Raw genomic sequence first — 16,328 nt, 5'->3', positions numbered from 1 at the left:
CGCCTCAAGTCAATCTCTCAACATCCAATTCCGCCGCCGATGAAGCCGATCCGCTACACCATCGTTCCGAAGCAACCTGCCGCCCATCTGTTCGAAGTCATCGTGACCGTCGCCGATCCCGATCCGGCCGGTCAGCGTTTCATGCTGCCGGTGTGGATTCCAGGCAGCTACATGGTGCGCGAGTTCGCGCGCAACATCGTCACGCTGCGCGCGACCAACGAAGCGGGCCGCAAGGTGCGCGTCGAAAAGACCGATAAGCACACGTGGCAGGCCGCGCCGGTCAAAGGCGCGCTGACGTTGCGCTACGAGGTGTATGCATGGGACATGTCGGTGCGTGCCGCGCATCTCGACGATACGACCGGCTTTTTCAACGGCACGAGCGTGTTTCTGTCGCCGCTCGGTCATGAGGAGGCGCAGTGCGTCGTGGATATTCAGAAGCCGGAAGGCGCGGCGTATCGCGGCTGGCGTGTGGCGACCGCATTGCCGGAAGCGCGCGGCACGAAGCGCTACGGCTTCGGTGAATATCGCGCGCAGAACTATGACGAACTGATCGACCATCCGGTGACACTCGGCGAATTCGCTCTGGCGACGTTCAGCGCGCATGGTGTGCCGCACGATATCGTGATCGCCGGACGGGTGGTCGGGCTGGATATGGCGCGCTTGTCCGCCGACCTGAAGCGTATTTGCGAAGCGCAAATTGCGCTGTTCGAACCGAAGACGAAGAAAGCGCCGGTCGACCGCTATGTGTTCATGACGCAAGCCGTGACCGATGGGTACGGCGGGCTGGAGCATCGCGCATCCACCGCGCTGATCTGCAATCGCGGCGACCTGCCGGTGCAGGGCCGCGACGCCGCCAGCGAAGGCTACCGGACTTACCTCGGCCTGTGCAGCCACGAATACTTCCACACGTGGAACGTGAAGCGTATCAAGCCCGCCGTGTTCGCGCCGTACGACCTGAGCGTCGAAAACTACACGTCGCTGCTGTGGCTGTTCGAAGGCTTCACGTCTTATTACGACGACCTGATCCTCGTGCGTAGCGGCCTGATCTCGCAGGACGACTATTTCGGCCTGCTCGGCAAGGTGGTGGGCGGCGTGCAGCGCGGCAGCGGCCGTCTGAAGCAGACCGTCGCCGAAAGCTCGTTCGACGCGTGGGTCAAATACTATCGGCAGGATGAAAACGCGCCGAACGCGATCGTCAGCTATTACACGAAAGGCTCGCTGGTCGCGCTCGCATTCGATCTGACGATTCGCGCGCAAACCAACAACCGCAAATCGCTCGATGACGTGATGCGTCTGCTGTGGCAGCGCTTTGGCCGCGACTTCTATCGCGGCAAGCCGGTCGGCGTCGAAGAAAGCGAGATCGAGGCGCTGTTCGCCGAAGCAACCGGCGCGGAGCTCGGCGAACTGTTCGCCGAAGGCGTGCACGGCACGCGCGATCTGCCGCTCGACACATTGCTCGCACCGCTCGGCGTTTCGCTGACGCCTGAGTTCGACAAGAGCGGCAAGCCGACGCTCGGCGCGCGTCTGCGCGGCGGCGCGGATTGCACGCTGGCCGCTGTCCACGAAGGCAGCGCCGCACAAAAAGCCGGGCTGTCGGCGGGCGACGTGCTGATCGCGCTCGACGGCCTGCGCGTGACCGGCTCGAATCTTGACGGACTGCTGTCGCGTTATCAGCCGGGTGCGAAAGTGGAGATTCACGCGTTCCGCCGCGACGAGCTGCGTACCGCACAAGTCAAGCTGGACGGGCCTGAAGTACAGCGCTACAAGCTCGCCGTCAGCGACAAACGGGCGGCGGCGCGCAAGGCTCGCGACGCGTGGCTGGCAAGCTGACCGTCATTCCGGCCGCTATTCATTAGCGGCGACGGCGGCGGATTGTCCTACCAGTGCAACAATCCGTCGCCGCCGGATGGCTTTTTCCCGGATCGGTAAAAAAACACAATGGCTCCACTCGCGCAACACTGCGCGCCCCACTCTGGAGTCAACCATGACCACGATCCTGCAAATCAACTCGGCAGCCCGCTCGCAAGGCGCGAACTCGACGCTGCTCGTCAACGAGCTGACCGCAAAGCTGCAACAATCGAATCCGGGCGCGCAAGTCGTCGTCCGCAATCTGCAAGCTGAGCCGCTGCCGCATCTGGACGACGCCGTGCTCGGCGCGTTCTTCACGCCGGCAGACCAGCGCACGGCCGAACAGGCTGCGATCGCTGCCCGCAGCGAAGCGCTGATCGCCGAACTGCAAGCCGCCGACATCGTCGTGATCGGCGCACCGATGTACAACTTCGGCATCTCGTCGCAACTGAAGACGTACTTCGACTTCATCGCGCGTGCCGGCATCACGTTCCAGTACACGGCGAACGGCCCGGAAGGTCTCGTGAAGGGCAAGAAGGTCTACGTCGTGTCGGCACGCGGTGGCAAGTATCTCGGCACGCCGAACGACAGCCAGACGCCGTATCTGACGAGCTTCCTCGGCTTCCTCGGCATGACCGATGTGAACTTCATCTACGCTGAAGGCCTGAACATGGGCCCGGACGCTGCTGGCGCCGCTCTGGCTGCCGCGCGTGAAGCGATCGCCGCCGCGTAAGTTCTGATCCACCGGCCGGCGCGTCGACGCGGCGGACGGCGTTCGATTTGCGGTTGAATGAAAAAACGCCACGAATGTGAATTCGTGGCGTTTTGTTTTTGCGGCGCGATGGGTGCCGGGCTGGGTTTCGCGAAGGTGCAGTTACGCGAGCATTTGCGCTTCGTCGGGCAGACGCCAGTCGATTGGCTGACGGCCATGCTCGACGAGATAGTCGTTAGCCTTCACAAAATGCCCGCAGCCGAGAAAGCCTCGGTGCGCCGACAGCGGCGACGGATGCGGCGCCTCCAGCACGTAATGCGATTTCCCGCCGAGCAGCGCGCGCTTGGCCTGCGCATGCGCGCCCCACAGCATGAACACGAGGCCGTCGTGACGCATCGCCAGTTCGTGGATCAGCGTGTCCGTGCATTTTTCCCAGCCGCGTTTCGCGTGACTCGCCGCGCTATCGCGTTCGACGGTCAGCACTGTGTTCAGCAGCAGCACACCCTGTTTGGCCCACGTGTCGAGACAACCGTGGCGCGGCGTTTCGTGGCCGAGAGTCGCGGCGATTTCCTTGAAGATGTTGCGCAGCGACGGCGGCGTGCGCACGTTCGGCGCGACGGAAAACGCGAGTCCGTGCGCTTGCGGCGTGCCGCGATCTTCGCCGTGATACGGGTCCTGGCCAAGGATCACCACTTTCACTTCGTCGGGGCTGGTCAGGCGCAGCGCGCGGAAAACATCGGCGGGATAAACGGTTTTGCCGGCCGCGCGCTCACCGTCGACGAAACGGCACAGCGGCGCGTACGCATCGCTGTCGATGAACGGCTTCAGATGCGCGCGCCAAGCGGGCGGCAGCGCGGCGAATTGGGCTTCGAGCGTGGGCGGCGGCGAACCAGCGGCCGCAGACGACTGCGGTTGCGCATCTGCATTGGCCGGCGCGGCGGAGGCGTCGTCGAACAAGGAAGCTTGCGACGAACTGGAGCGGGTACGGGAGGCGGAGGTCATGGCGGGGGAGTGTCGCAGCAAACGCGGTCCGGCTCAACCGGCCCGCAACTGATACCCGCGCTGCGCCTTGCTGACGTTGTCGGGCGCGAGGCCTTTGACTTGCTTGCCGAGTTCCGCCGCGAGCGAGTGGAGCGCAGCTTCGTCGCCGGACTTCAGTTCCAGTTCGACTTCCGAAATCGGCGCGCGACGGTTTTCGCCATTTACTTCGGCGAGCACATCGCCCTGGTCGATCGCAGCTTCGATTTCCGAGCCGTCGAATTCGACATGCCACAGCGTCCGCGTGAAATTCGTGCGGAACAATTCGATCAACGCGGGGGCCGCCTGACGCAACGCGTCAGCGGCAGCGGGTTCGTCGCATTCGCGCAGCAACGCGTCGATCTCCAGCTTTTGACCGGCGACCGGCATTTCCCACTCGTGCCGGCTATGCAAACCGTCTTTCGCCTGACCCACGGTTTTGAATGTTTGCAACCAGCCGTCCGGCGTCTGACGCAGACGCAGCGCGCTTTTCGAGCTTGCCAGCGTGAGCTGCGGCGTGTCGAAGTAAATGTTCACCAGCTTGACCGGCTGCCCATCGACTTTTGTCCGCGCGACGAACCATTGCGCTGCCGATTGCACCTGCTCAACCGGCAATGCCAGTTTGATTTCGCGTTCCATGCCCATGTACTGCTCCGCTGCGTTCGCTGTTCGCTAAACCGTGATCAGAAAAACATCCGCGCAAGTTCCACGCCCGGCTCGTCCGCGCGCATGAACGCCTCGCCGACGAGGAACGTGTGCACGTTCATCGCACGCAAACGCTCGACATCGGCGCGCGCCAGAATGCCCGATTCCGTGACGACGATCCGGTCGTCGGGAATCGATTCGAGCATGCCGATGGTCGTGTCGATCGACGTTTCGAACGTGCGCAGATTACGGTTGTTGATGCCGATCAGCGGCGTTTTCAGCGTGAGCGCTTCCTGCAGCTCGCGGCTGTCGTGCACTTCGACCAGCACGGCCAGGCCCAGCGAATGAGCAAGCGCTTCGAGGTCCTGCATTTGCGAGGTGTCGAGCGCGGCGGCGATCAGCAGGATCGCGTCGGCGCCCATCGCGCGGGCTTCGACGATCTGATACGGATCGACGATAAAGTCCTTGCGCAGCACCGGCAGATTGCAAGCCGCGCGCGCTTCCTGCAGATACGCGACGCTGCCCTGGAAGAATTGCACGTCGGTCAGCACGGACAGACAGGCTGCGCCGTGCTTCTCGTACGAACGCGCGATCTCGGCCGGCACGAAGTTTTCGCGCAACACGCCTTTCGACGGGCTTGCCTTCTTCACTTCGGAAATCACCGCGGCCAGGCCGGCGGCGTGTTTGGCGCGCAATGCGCCGACGAAATCGCGGATATCGCGCGACGACGCTTCGAGGCGCAGTTCTTCAAGCGGCGCGCTCTGTTCGGCCGCGCGAACTTCTTCGCGTTTGACCGCGATGATGCGGTCGAGGATGTCGCTCATAAGTGTCTCGCTACGTTGATGACTGGTGGATCACTTCTTGAATTGCTGGCTGAAGCGGACCAACTCGTCGACTTTCGCGCGAGCCTTGCCGCTCGCGATCGCTTCGCGCGCCAACTGGATGCCGTCCGCAATCGACGACGCCACGTTCGCCGAATACAGCGCCGTGCCCGCGTTCAGCGTGACGATTTCGCGCGCGACGCCCGGTTTGTTGTCGAGCGCGTCGAGCAGCATCGCTTTCGATTCGCTCGCGTCGGCCACTTTCAGCGAACGGTTCGATACCATCTGCATGCCGAAATCTTCCGGGTGAATCTCGTACTCGAAAATCTCGCCGTCGCGCAATTCGCCGACCTGCGTAGCCGCGCCGAGCGACACCTCGTCCATGCCGTCCATGCCGTACACCACCAGCACGTGCTTCGCGCCGAGGCGCTGCATCACGCGAACCTGAATGCCGACGAGGTCGCCGTGGAACACGCCCATCAACTGGTTCGGCGCGCCGGCCGGGTTGGTCAGCGGGCCGAGAATGTTGAAGATGGTCCGCACGCCGAGTTCGCGGCGCACCGGTGCGATGTTTTTCATCGCGGGGTGATGGTTCGGCGCGAACATGAAGCCCATGCCGGTTTCCGCAATCGACGCCGCGACCTGGTCCGGTTGCAGATCGATATTCACGCCGAGTTCTTCGAGCACGTCGGCGCTGCCCGACTTGCTCGACACGCTGCGGCCGCCGTGCTTCGCGACTTTCGCGCCAGCCGCGGCCGTGACGAACATCGTCGCCGTGGAAATGTTGAAGGTGTGCGCGCCGTCGCCGCCGGTGCCGACGATATCGACGAAATTCGAGTTGTCCTGCACCTCGACGTGGCGCGCGAATTCACGCATGACCGTGGCCGCGGCCGTGATCTCGCCGATCGTCTCTTTCTTCACGCGCAAACCGGTGATGATCGCCGCCGACATCACGGGCGAAAGCTCGCCGCGCATGAGGAGCCGCATCAGATGCAGCATTTCGTCGTGGAAAATCTCGCGGTGCTCGATGGTCCGTTGCAGCGCTTCCTGGGGCGTAATCGACATGATTTCGTCTCTCTTCATCAAGCGTTGCGGTTCGATTGAGCCGCCATCTGGCTGCTCGCGAGCTTCGATTGTTTGACGAAGTTTTCGAGCAACGCGTGGCCGTGTTCGGACAGGATCGATTCCGGGTGGAACTGCACGCCTTCAACCGCCAGTTCCTTGTGACGCACGCCCATGATCTCGCCATCTTCGGTCCACGCGGACACTTCGAGGCAATCGGGCAGCGATTCGCGTTCGATCGCGAGCGAGTGATAGCGGGTCACGACGAAATGCTTCGGCAGATCGGCGAACACGCCTTTGCAGTCGGTTTCGATCGTGCTGACCTTGCCGTGCATGATGGTCTGCGCGCGCACCACGCGTCCGCCGAATGCTTCGCCGATGGCCTGATGGCCGAGGCACACGCCGAGAATCGGCGTCTTGCCGGCGAATTCGCGCAGCACGTCGAGGGTAATGCCCGCGTGCTGCGGGTTGCTCGGACCGGGCGACAGGCAGATGCGCTCGGGGTTGAGCTTCGCGATGTCGTCCAGCGTGATTTCGTCGTTCCGGTAGGTGCGGACGTCTTCGCCGAGTTCGCCGAAGTATTGCACCAGGTTGTAGGTGAACGAGTCGTAATTGTCGATCATGAGCAGCATGGTGTATCTCCGGTCAGAAGTCGCTATCGAGGCCGTCTTGAACCTGTTCGGCGGCGCGCAACACGGCGCGTGCCTTGTTCTCGGTCTCTTGCCATTCGGATTCGGGCACTGAATCCGCGACTACGCCAGCAGCCGCCTGCACATACAGATTGCCGTTCGCGATCACGCCGGTGCGGATCGTGATGGCGAGATCCATTTCGCCAGTGAACGACAGGTAGCCGACTGCTCCGCCGTACAGACCGCGCTTCACCGGTTCCAGTTCGTCGATCAGTTCCATCGCGCGAACCTTCGGCGCGCCGGACAGCGTGCCGGCGGGGAAGGTCGCGCGCAGCACGTCGAAATTGGTGGTGCCGGGCTTCAGCTTGCCTTCGACCGAACTCACGATGTGCTGAACATGCGAGTACTTTTCGATCACCATCTTGTCGGTCACGACCACCGAGCCGATTTGCGCGATACGGCCCACGTCGTTGCGCGCGAGGTCGATCAGCATTACGTGTTCGGCGATTTCCTTCGGGTCGTTCAGCAGTTCGGTCGCGAGTTCCGCGTCGCGTTCCGGCGTATTGCCGCGCGGACGCGTGCCCGCCAGCGGCCGGATCGTGACGATACGATCCTCACCGCGCTTTTCCTGACGCACCAGAATTTCCGGCGACGCCCCGACCACATGGAAATCGCCGAAATTGTAGAAATACATATACGGCGACGGATTCAGCGAGCGCAGCGCGCGATACAGCGACAGCGGATTGTCGCGATACGGCTTGGTCAGACGCTGGCCGACCTGAACCTGCATCAGTTCGCCGGCTGCGATGTATTCCTTCGCCTTGCGCACGGCTGCCAGATAGTCGTCTTTGGCGAATTCGCGGTAAGTCTCGGTGCGCACGCTGGCCGACGTGACCGGCGGCTGCACGGTCGTCCGCAAACGCTGACGCAATTCACGCAGACGCTGTTTGGCCTTCGCGTACGCCTCGGGCTGCGCCGGATCGGCGTAGACCACCAAATAAAGTTTGCCCGCGAGGTTGTCGATCACCGCGACTTCTTCGGTGAGCAGCAACTGGATGTCCGGCAGGTTCAGATCGTCTTTCGGCGCGCTGTTCGCGAGCTTTTTCTCGATATAACGCACTGCGTCGTAGCCGAAATATCCGGCGAGACCGCCTGCGAATCGCGGCAAACCCGGGCGCTGCGCCACTTTGAAGCGCCCCTGGAATTGCTGAATGAACTCGAGCGGATCGCCCTCGTGCGTTTCGACGACCTTGCCGTCGCGCACCACTTCCGACACGCCGTTGCGGGTGCGCAGCAACGTGCGCGCCGGCAGTCCGATGAACGAGTAGCGGCCGAAACGTTCGCCACCCACCACCGATTCCAGCAGAAACGAGTTCGCGCCGTTGCGCTCGGTTTGCGCCAGCTTCAGATACAGCGAAAGCGGCGTTTCGAGGTCGGCCAGCGCTTCGGCGATCAGCGGGATGCGGTTGAAACCCTCGTTGGCGAGGGACTGGAATTCGAGTTCGGTCATGTTCCGATCCTGTACGGTGGTCCGGCAGCAGGGTGCGTCGGACAAAGCGGGGCGTAGCGCAACCGGTCAGGGTGTTCGTGGACTACTCAACACGATGATGATACCGACCGGCGCGAGTTTCCCATCGACGCGTGCAAAGGGTTTCAGCGCACAGATGTACTTTGCGGGCACATGCAGGCCGAATCAACCGATGCAGCGAAACAAGATGATGGAAAAAACGCGTGAGCGCAGCGAAGTAAAAAACGGTTGCCGAAGACGAGCTTCAGCGTACCTCAGGCGAGGTTAGCGCGACCAGCGACGCCAGGGCCAGGCTCCCCGGTCGATGCTAATCAGACTCCGTTTTTTATTCAGAAACATGAGGTTGAAGGACTTTTCAAGTCGTGGAATGGTGCGCTGCGATCGCCTTGGCGGCATCGGACAGCGAGGCAACTATACCATCGGATTTTATTGTTTGTATAGCTTGGCCGTGGTTGTAGCCGTACGGCACGGTGAGCGTCGCCATGCCCGCCGCGCGGCCCGCCAGCGCGTCGTTTTCCGAATCGCCGATGGCCACCGTAGCCTGCGGTTCGACGCCCAGTTGCGTCGCAGCGGTAAGCATGGGCAACGGGTCCGGTTTCTTTTTTGGCAGACTGTCGCCACCGAGCACGACGCTAAAGTATTGGGCAAGCCCGTACTGTTCAAGCAATTCGACCGCGAACCGATGCGGCTTGTTGGTCACGCAGGCGAGCTTGAGGCCGGCGTCGCGCATGGCGCGCAAACCAGCCTCGACATCGGGGTAAAGCCGTGTGTGCAGACCGTTGATCTTCGCGTATTCGGCCTGATAGATCGCGAGCGCCTCGTCGAAGCGGTCTTGCGCGTGCTCCGTCTCGAAGCGCGGCGCGAGCACGCTGCGGATCAGATGCTCCGAACCCTTGCCGACGTAACCGACCACCTCCTCGCGCGATGTTTCCGTCGCGTCGAGTTGCGCGAGCATGCCGTTCAGGCCGGCTGTGAAGTCGTCGGCGGTATCGATCATCGTGCCGTCGAGGTCGATGATCGCGGCTTGCAGGCGCGGGCCGGTGAAGGTCGGGGCAGGGAACGGAGTGGTCATATTGCGTGCGGGTAATCAGTGCTGAACGTTGGCGAGCGCGGCGCGCATCTTGTCGATCACGACCTTGTGATCGGGCTGGCCGAAGATTGCAGAACCTGCCACGAATGTGTCCGCGCCAGCCGCCGCAATTTCCGCGATGTTGTCGACTTTCACGCCACCGTCCACTTCCAGATGGATCTCGCGGCCTGTGCGTTCCTTGTAAGCGTCGATCCGCTTGCGGGCTTCGCGCAGCTTGACCAGCGCCTCGGGAATGAACGACTGGCCGCCAAAGCCCGGATTCACCGACATGATCAGCACGAGGTCGACCTTGTCCATTACGTAATCCAGATGGCTGAGCGACGTGGCCGGGTTGAACACCAGGCCGGCCTTACAGCCGTGATCGCGGATCAGCGAGAGCGTGCGGTCGATATGGTCCGAGCCTTCCGGGTGAAAGCTGATGATATTGGCGCCGGCCTTCGCGAAGTCCGGCACGATGCGGTCGACCGGGCGCACCATCAGGTGCACGTCGATCGGCACGTCGACGTGCGGGCGGATCGCCTCGCAGACGAGCGGACCAATGGTCAGGTTCGGCACGTAATGGTTGTCCATCACGTCGAAGTGAATCCAGTCGGCGCCGGCGGCGACGACGTTGCGGACTTCTTCGCCCAGGCGGGAGAAATCAGCGGACAGAATGCTGGGAGAAATGCGGAATTGCGTCATGGTGGGGGAGGATGCAAGCGGGAAAGCGTCATTTTACCGTTTTGTTCGCCTCAGAACCGCCTGGCCAAAGGTTATAAGCCTGCGCCCCAAGTTCTTGCGACGAAATCACAAATCGCCTTAATGGCCTTTGGCTCGAGGATTTGTCCGGTTGCGGGCATCCCCCGCATCAAGCAGAATGCCAATCCATACGCGCCGCATCGCCGGTACGCCGCAAACCATTGGCGTTCGGGCTTTCCCGCGATTTTCCATAGCAGTTTGATCAGACCGGAATCAGGATGAGCCAGTACGAATTCAGCGTGTCGGCGCAGGTGCAGTTTCTGCCCGAAGAGTCGGACCCGGAGCGCCGCCAGTATGCGTTCGCATACACGCTGACCATTCGTAACACCGGTCAGGTGCCTGCGCAGTTAATCGCGCGTCATTGGGTGATTACCGACAGCGATAACAATGTTCAGGAAGTGAAGGGCTTGGGCGTGGTAGGGCATCAGCCGCTGCTTAAACCAGGCGAGCACTTTGAGTACACGAGTTGGGCGGTGATTGCCACGCCGGTCGGTACCATGCGTGGCGCTTATTTTTGCGTGGCAGAAGACGGCGAGCGTTTTGATGCGCCGGTGTCGGAGTTCATTTTGCGCATGCCGCGTACGTTGCATTGAACTGGGGCGTTGGTCCGCGGTCTTTAAAACGGTTGAACGAGCGGTTGATTCACTATTAAGCGTGAAGTGGAGCGCCTTGCGTCACTGTGGTTTTTGCTGCTTCTGCTGTTCATTGGCTTTGGCGCGCGCCGTTTTCTTCTTGCCGGACGACGTCCATACGACGATGAAGACGAGCAGGAAGAGCGCGATGAGCGACTCCAGCGCGAAGATGAGCATCGGGTATTCGTCGAACAGATCAGACATGGCGGTTTCCATCAAGAACGAACATTGTATGCGTTTTGTCCGCACGGCCGGAGCATGGCTCGGAGCGCTTTCGGTAGCGGTAATGCTGGCGTCCTGCGGGGGCGGCGGCGCGGTCCGGTCGACGGTTTCGCCACCCACGGGCGCCGCGATCATTCCTGGCCAGATTGCCGCCACGCGGCTCACGGCCGTTGCCTGGCAACAGGTGCCGGGTTGGCAGGATGACTCGCTGATCGGGGCGACGGCTGCGTTGCGGCAAAACTGCGTGAGGCTGGCGCGTCAACCTAACTGGTCCCGCGCGTGTGCTGCAGCCGCGCAAATCGACGACCTCGACGTCACCAGTGCGCGGGCTTTCTTCGAAGCCTATTTCACCCCGTTCCAACTGGCCAATACCGACGGCACGCTCGACGGACTCGTCACAGGCTACTACGAGCCGTTGCTGCGCGGATCGCGCACGCGGCATGGCGTGTATCAGACGGCGTTGTATCGCTGGCCGTCCGGTTATCGCGCAGGCGCGGCGATGCCGGCGCGTGCGCAGCTTGAGCGTGCAGGTGTGCTCACCGGCAACGAACTTGTCTGGGTCGACGATCCGATTGAGGCGTTTTTCCTGCAGGTGCAGGGTTCTGGCCGGGTCGTGATGGAAGACGGCAGCGTGATGCGCGTCGGTTTTGGTGGCACGAACAATCAACCGTACAAGTCGATCGGACGCTGGCTGCTTGATCGAGGCGAACTGACGCCTTCGCAGGCGACCATGCAAGGCATCAAGGCATGGGCGCGCGCGAATCCGACGCGTGTCGATATGCTGCTCGATACGAATCCGCGATTCGTGTTTTTCCGCGAGATGCCGGCTGGTGAGAGTGTGCCGAGTGGCGGCGCCGATGGTCCTATCGGCGCACTCGGCGTGCCGTTGACGCCGGAACGGTCGATCGCTGTCGATCCGAGTTCGATTCCGCTTGGTACACCGGTGTTTTTGCAGACCACGCGTCCGTTGACGAACTCGCCGATGAATCGCCTCGTGTTCGCGCAGGACACGGGTTCGGCGATCAAGGGTGGCGTGCGTGCCGATTACTTCTGGGGCTTGGGCGACGATGCGGGCGATCTTGCCGGGAAGATGAAGCAGGGTGGCCGGATGTGGTTGTTGCTGCCGAATTCGTGAAGGCCTGGTGAGGCGGCTGCTTTCCGTACTTCTGTTAATTTCGAAGTCGAAGTGGCCGCCATGCGATTTGCGGATTTATAGATTTGCAAAGCACAGTTAGCGGCAAAGCCGGGTTTGACCGCCAGCCTGTGGCACCTCAGAGGAATAGCTGAAATGAAAAAGCGGCGTCACGTGTGGATTTAAATCCACACGTGACGCCGTTTTACTTTTTACGCGTAGTTAAAGGCCCGATCTACGCTTGTCCACCACACGTCGCGCCTTACCCACCGAACGCTCGATTCCGTTCACGCCCAACACGTTCACTACCGCGCTCACGCCGATCAGCGCCTTGATGTCATAGGCAAGCGCCTGCTTTGCGGTGTTCAATGCGCCTGAATCCGGTGCGCTTTCCGGACATGGTTCGACGTTCAGCGTCAATACGTCGAGCGGGCCTTCCTTGGTCAGCACGATCTGATAGTGAGGCGCGAGCGCGCGCTGCTTGAGCAGCAGTTCTTCAATCTGCGTCGGGAACACGTTCACGCCGCGCACGATCATCATGTCGTCCGAACGGCCGGTGATCTTTTCCATCCGGCGCATGGTGCGCGCGCTGCCGGGCAACAGACGCGTGAGATCGCGCGTGCGGTAGCGGACGATGGGCAGTGCCTCCTTGGTCAGCGACGTGAACACCAGTTCGCCAAGTTCGCCGTCCGGCAGTACTTCACCTGTGTCCGGGTCGATGATCTCGGGATAGAAGTGGTCTTCCCAGATGGTCGGGCCGTCTTTCGTCTCCACACATTCAGACGCCACGCCGGGGCCCATCACTTCGGACAGTCCATAAATGTCGACCGCATTGATGCCCATGCGCTTTTCGATTGCCTGACGCATGTCGTTGGTCCACGGCTCCGCGCCGAAAATGCCGAGACGCAGCGAGCAACTGGCCGGATCAATGCCTTGTCGCTCGAGTTCGTCCGCAATCGAGAGCATGTAGCTCGGCGTGACCATGATGATGTCCGGCTTGAAATCCTGGATGAGTTGCACCTGCTTTTCGGTCTGGCCACCGCCGAACGGAATCACGGTCAGCCCTGCGCGCTCGGCACCGTAGTGCGCACCGAGGCCGCCGGTGAAAAGCCCATAGCCATAGCTCACGTGGACCTTGTCGCCGCGCTTCGCACCGGCGGCGCGGATCGAGCGCGCGACGAGATTTGCCCACGTGTCGATATCGCGCGCCGTGTAGCCCACGACGGTCGGCTTACCCGTCGTGCCGGACGACGCGTGAATCCGCGAAACCTGTTCCTGCGGGACGGCGAACATGCCGAACGGGTAGCTATCGCGCAAATCCTTCTTCGTGGTGAACGGAAAGCGCGCGAGGTCGGCAAGAGTTTTCACCTCGCTTGGATGAACACCGGCTTCGTCGAACTTGCGTCGGTAGACCGGCGAATTTTCATAAGCGTGTGTCAGCGACCATTTGAGCCGTTCAAGTTGAAGCGCGACAAGTTCGTCGCGGCTGGCGGTCTCGATCGGGTCGAGCGGAAGGTCGGTGGTCATCGAATGTCTCCTTGCTGGCTCAATGCTTGTGTCTGATATACGGTGCGCTTGTGCGCAAAACCGGGGACTGTCTGAAATTTTTGCGTGATGCCGTTGAGGCGCCACTGCGTTTTCACCACGGCGTTGTTGCGACATTCGTCGCCATGTCGCCGTAGGGCTGCATATATATATGTGCTGCGCTTGCTGCTTTACCGTCTTTCAGTCGCCGGTGGGAATCAGGTTGCCTTTGATCTGTGCCGATTTGCCACGAAACATCGCGACGGTTTCCCCCGCGCGGTTCGTGACGCGAATATCGTAAATGCCAGTGCGCCCACTCAGCGTCTGCTCCATGGCTTCAGCTGTCAGCACTTCGTCGCGCGGTACCGGCTTCAGGAACTCGATCGAGCATCCCGCCGCGACCGTGTTGATGTTGTAGGTATTGCAGGCGAACGCGAACGTCGAATCGGCGAGCGTGAAAATAAGGCCGCCGTGGCAAATCTGATGGCCGTTCAGGAAGTCGTCGCGGACGGCCATGCGCAAACGCGCGTAGCCGGCGCGTACTTCGAGGATTTCCAAACCGAGCGCCCGGCTGCAAGCGTCGTTCTCATACATTGCCGCGGCGGTTGCGCGGGCGAGTTCGTCGGGCGTCATCTGGGTGGCGTGGTTAGTTTGGGTGGACATATCAGCGACCTTCGAAGCGCGGCGCGCGTTTTTCGACGAACGCCTGTACACCTTCGGCGTAATCGTGAGACGCACCGAGTTGGCGTTGCAAATCGCGTTCGAAATCGAGTTGGTGGTCGAGCGTCTGCGTGACGCCGGCACGCATTGCCTGCTTGATCGCGGCGATCGCGCGGGTGGGTTGCTGCGCGAGTTGGGCCGCGAGCTTGGCTACGGTGGGCGCGAGTTCCGCGTCGTCGAGCGCTTGCCAGATCAAGCCCCAGCTTTCGGCTTTTTCCGCGCTGAGTTTGTCCCCGGTAATGGCGAGTCCCAACGCGCGCGCCATGCCGACACGCTGCGGCAGGAACCAGGTGCCACCGGAGTCCGGCACGAGGCCGATTTTCACGAACGCCTGGATGAAACTGGCGCTTCGAGCCGCGAGCACGAGGTCGCAAGCGAGCGCGAGATTGGCGCCGGCGCCCGCAGCCGTACCGTTGACCGCCGCAATGACAGGAAGAGGCAGCGCTTGCAGCCGGCGAATCAGCGGATTGAAGTGCTCGTCGATCAGATCGCCCAGATCGGTCATGTCGCCCGGCGTGAAATCGAGGTCGGCGAGATCCTGTCCTGCACAAAATCCGCGACCGGCACCGGTAAGCACGAGTGCGCGGACATTGGACGCTTCGACCTGATCGAGCGCTGCGCTCAGTTCCTGATGCATCGCGCGCGTAAAGCTGTTGAGCTTATCCGGACGGTTCAGTGTGATAGTCGCCACATGGCTCGATGGATCGATGTCCAGGCGAATCGCTTCATATGACATTGGGTGTCTCCTCAAAGTCTCATCTGGCCGAAAGGCGCGCCAGCGTTGCTGTCAGATCCGCTCTATGACCAACGCAATACCCTGACCCACGCCGATACACATCGTGCAAAGCGCGAAACGGCCGTTGATTCGTTCCAACTGGTACAACGCGGTCGTAATCAGACGCGCCCCCGATGCACCCAGCGGATGACCAAGCGCGATGGCGCCGCCATTCGGATTCACTCGCGGATCGTCATCGCGCAGACCGAGTGTGCGCAGCACGGCCAACCCTTGCGATGCGAATGCCTCGTTCAGTTCGATCACGTCGAATTGTTCGAGCGTCATGCCGAGTTGCTTCAGAAGTTTTTGCGTTGCTGGCGCGGGACCAATTCCCATGATGCGCGGCTCGACGCCCGCTGTAGCCATGCCGACAACTCGTGCACGGCGACGCAGGCCGTATTGATCAGCCGCCTGTTGATTCGCGAGCAGCAGCGCGCAGGCACCGTCGTTCACACCGGACGCATTGCCCGCCGTTACGCTGCCGTCCGGACGAACCACGCCCTTGAGTTTCCCCAGGCTTTCGATCGACGTTTCCCGCAGGTGTTCGTCGAGAGTGACTCGCACCGGGTCGCCTTTCTTCTGAGCGATTTCTACGCCGACAATTTCGTGGGCCAAGGTACCGTCGCGCTGTGCGCGGGCCGCTTTCTGCTGACTCGCGAGCGCGAACAGATCTTGATCTGCGCGGCTGATACCGAACTCTACTGCGACGTTTTCTGCTGTTTCCGGCATCGAGTCGACACCGTACTGACGTTTCATCAACGGATTGATGAAGCGCCAGCCAATAGTCGTGTCGTAAATGTCAGCCTGACGCGAAAACGCGCTGGCCGCCTTGCCCATGACGAACGGTGCGCGCGTCATGCTTTCGACGCCACCCGCAATCATGAGGCGCGCCTCGCCCGACTTGATCGCACGCGCGGCCGTGCCGACCGCGTCCATGCCCGAGCCGCACAGGCGGTTGATGGTTGCACCCGGTGCGTCGGTGGGCAGGCCGGCCAGCAACGCGGACATACGCGCTACGTTGCGGTTGTCGTCGCCGGCCTGATTGGCGCAGCCGTAGATCACGTCGTCGAGCGCTCGCCAGTCCACGCCGGGATTGCGCTCGATCAGCGCACGGATTGGAACGGCGCCGAGATCGTCCGCGCGGACGTCCTTCAGGGCGCCGCCATAGCGGCCGATTGGAGTGCGAATCGCATCGCAAATGAAGGCGTCGTTCATTGGAGTTCCCGCTAAAAA

At 61.8% G+C, this 16,328-nt stretch carries 17 protein-coding genes; 4 read left to right on the top strand and 13 right to left on the bottom strand.

Features of this window, described 5'->3' with window-relative positions; translation table 11 throughout:
• Nucleotides 1–39 precede the first annotated feature (39 nt).
• Nucleotides 40–1,830, top strand: coding sequence for a M61 family metallopeptidase (locus tag BLS41_RS15545; protein WP_074765961.1), 1,791 nt, complete (start codon nucleotides 40–42; stop codon nucleotides 1,828–1,830).
• A 154-nt stretch (nucleotides 1,831–1,984) separates the two neighbouring features.
• The gene (locus BLS41_RS15540) at nucleotides 1,985–2,581 is read left to right on the top strand and encodes an FMN-dependent NADH-azoreductase (protein WP_074765959.1); all 597 of its coding nucleotides are present in this window, start codon (nucleotides 1,985–1,987) and stop codon (nucleotides 2,579–2,581) included.
• 141 nt (nucleotides 2,582–2,722) lie between these two features.
• On the opposite strand, the gene BLS41_RS15535 is transcribed toward BLS41_RS15540, so the two are convergent.
• From BLS41_RS15535 to rpe, 8 genes are all read right to left on the bottom strand, one after another.
• A complete protein-coding gene (locus BLS41_RS15535; RefSeq protein WP_074765957.1) occupies nucleotides 2,723–3,562 on the bottom strand; it encodes a uracil-DNA glycosylase in 840 nt (279 codons plus the stop codon).
• Between the two features lie 33 nt (nucleotides 3,563–3,595).
• A complete protein-coding gene (locus BLS41_RS15530) occupies nucleotides 3,596–4,222 on the bottom strand; it encodes a CYTH domain-containing protein (RefSeq protein ID WP_074765955.1) in 627 nt (208 codons plus the stop codon).
• 38 nt (nucleotides 4,223–4,260) lie between these two features.
• Complete coding sequence (gene trpC / locus BLS41_RS15525; protein ID WP_074765953.1) at nucleotides 4,261–5,046, bottom strand: indole-3-glycerol phosphate synthase TrpC; 786 nt, start codon at nucleotides 5,044–5,046, stop codon at nucleotides 4,261–4,263.
• Nucleotides 5,047–5,076: 30 nt separating this feature from the next.
• The gene (gene trpD, locus BLS41_RS15520; protein WP_074766585.1) at nucleotides 5,077–6,108 is read right to left on the bottom strand and encodes an anthranilate phosphoribosyltransferase; all 1,032 of its coding nucleotides are present in this window, start codon (nucleotides 6,106–6,108) and stop codon (nucleotides 5,077–5,079) included.
• 17 nt (nucleotides 6,109–6,125) lie between these two features.
• Nucleotides 6,126–6,737, bottom strand: a complete 612-nt coding sequence (locus BLS41_RS15515) for an aminodeoxychorismate/anthranilate synthase component II (protein ID WP_074765951.1) — start codon at nucleotides 6,735–6,737, stop codon at nucleotides 6,126–6,128.
• A 13-nt stretch (nucleotides 6,738–6,750) separates the two neighbouring features.
• Nucleotides 6,751–8,244 (bottom strand): anthranilate synthase component I, encoded by a 1,494-nt coding sequence (gene trpE, locus BLS41_RS15510; RefSeq protein ID WP_074765949.1) that lies wholly within the window; start codon nucleotides 8,242–8,244, stop codon nucleotides 6,751–6,753.
• Nucleotides 8,245–8,617: 373 nt separating this feature from the next.
• Entirely contained in the window at nucleotides 8,618–9,334 is a 717-nt protein-coding gene (locus BLS41_RS15505; protein ID WP_074765947.1) for a phosphoglycolate phosphatase, read from the bottom strand.
• 15 nt (nucleotides 9,335–9,349) lie between these two features.
• On the bottom strand, nucleotides 9,350–10,033 hold the full coding sequence (gene rpe / locus BLS41_RS15500; RefSeq protein WP_074765945.1) for a ribulose-phosphate 3-epimerase: 684 nt from the start codon (nucleotides 10,031–10,033) through the stop codon (nucleotides 9,350–9,352).
• Nucleotides 10,034–10,308: 275 nt separating this feature from the next.
• On the opposite strand from rpe, the gene apaG reads away from it, so the two are divergent.
• Complete coding sequence (gene apaG / locus BLS41_RS15495; RefSeq protein ID WP_074765943.1) at nucleotides 10,309–10,683, top strand: Co2+/Mg2+ efflux protein ApaG; 375 nt, start codon at nucleotides 10,309–10,311, stop codon at nucleotides 10,681–10,683.
• Between the two features lie 81 nt (nucleotides 10,684–10,764).
• Here apaG and BLS41_RS39605 read toward each other — a convergent pair whose 3' ends face one another.
• A complete protein-coding gene (locus tag BLS41_RS39605) occupies nucleotides 10,765–10,938 on the bottom strand; it encodes a hypothetical protein (RefSeq protein ID WP_253189685.1) in 174 nt (57 codons plus the stop codon).
• 16 nt (nucleotides 10,939–10,954) lie between these two features.
• Between BLS41_RS39605 and mltA the strand changes: the two genes are divergently transcribed.
• Nucleotides 10,955–12,079 (top strand): murein transglycosylase A, encoded by a 1,125-nt coding sequence (gene mltA, locus BLS41_RS15490; protein WP_074766582.1) that lies wholly within the window; start codon nucleotides 10,955–10,957, stop codon nucleotides 12,077–12,079.
• 219 nt (nucleotides 12,080–12,298) lie between these two features.
• On the opposite strand, the gene paaK is transcribed toward mltA, so the two are convergent.
• The 4 genes from paaK to pcaF form a co-directional block, all read right to left on the bottom strand.
• The gene (gene paaK, locus BLS41_RS15485) at nucleotides 12,299–13,603 is read right to left on the bottom strand and encodes a phenylacetate--CoA ligase PaaK (RefSeq protein ID WP_074765941.1); all 1,305 of its coding nucleotides are present in this window, start codon (nucleotides 13,601–13,603) and stop codon (nucleotides 12,299–12,301) included.
• Nucleotides 13,604–13,801: 198 nt separating this feature from the next.
• Nucleotides 13,802–14,263 carry a hydroxyphenylacetyl-CoA thioesterase PaaI gene (paaI, locus tag BLS41_RS15480; RefSeq protein ID WP_074765939.1) on the bottom strand — a complete coding sequence of 154 codons (462 nt, stop codon included), beginning with the start codon at nucleotides 14,261–14,263 and terminating at the stop codon, nucleotides 13,802–13,804.
• Nucleotide 14,264: 1 nt separating this feature from the next.
• Entirely contained in the window at nucleotides 14,265–15,056 is a 792-nt protein-coding gene (paaG, locus tag BLS41_RS15475; RefSeq protein WP_074765937.1) for a 2-(1,2-epoxy-1,2-dihydrophenyl)acetyl-CoA isomerase PaaG, read from the bottom strand.
• A gap of 51 nt (nucleotides 15,057–15,107) precedes the next feature.
• Nucleotides 15,108–16,310: a 3-oxoadipyl-CoA thiolase gene (gene pcaF, locus BLS41_RS15470; protein ID WP_074765935.1), complete on the bottom strand. Its 1,203-nt coding sequence runs from the start codon at nucleotides 16,308–16,310 to the stop codon at nucleotides 15,108–15,110.
• Between the last annotated feature and the right edge of the window lie 18 nt (nucleotides 16,311–16,328).

This window comes from Paraburkholderia fungorum, from assembly GCF_900099835.1.
GTDB lineage: Bacteria > Pseudomonadota > Gammaproteobacteria > Burkholderiales > Burkholderiaceae > Paraburkholderia > Paraburkholderia fungorum_A.
The sequence above is the reverse complement of the archived record's forward strand: the minus strand, read 5'-3'. Positions and strand labels throughout refer to the sequence as shown.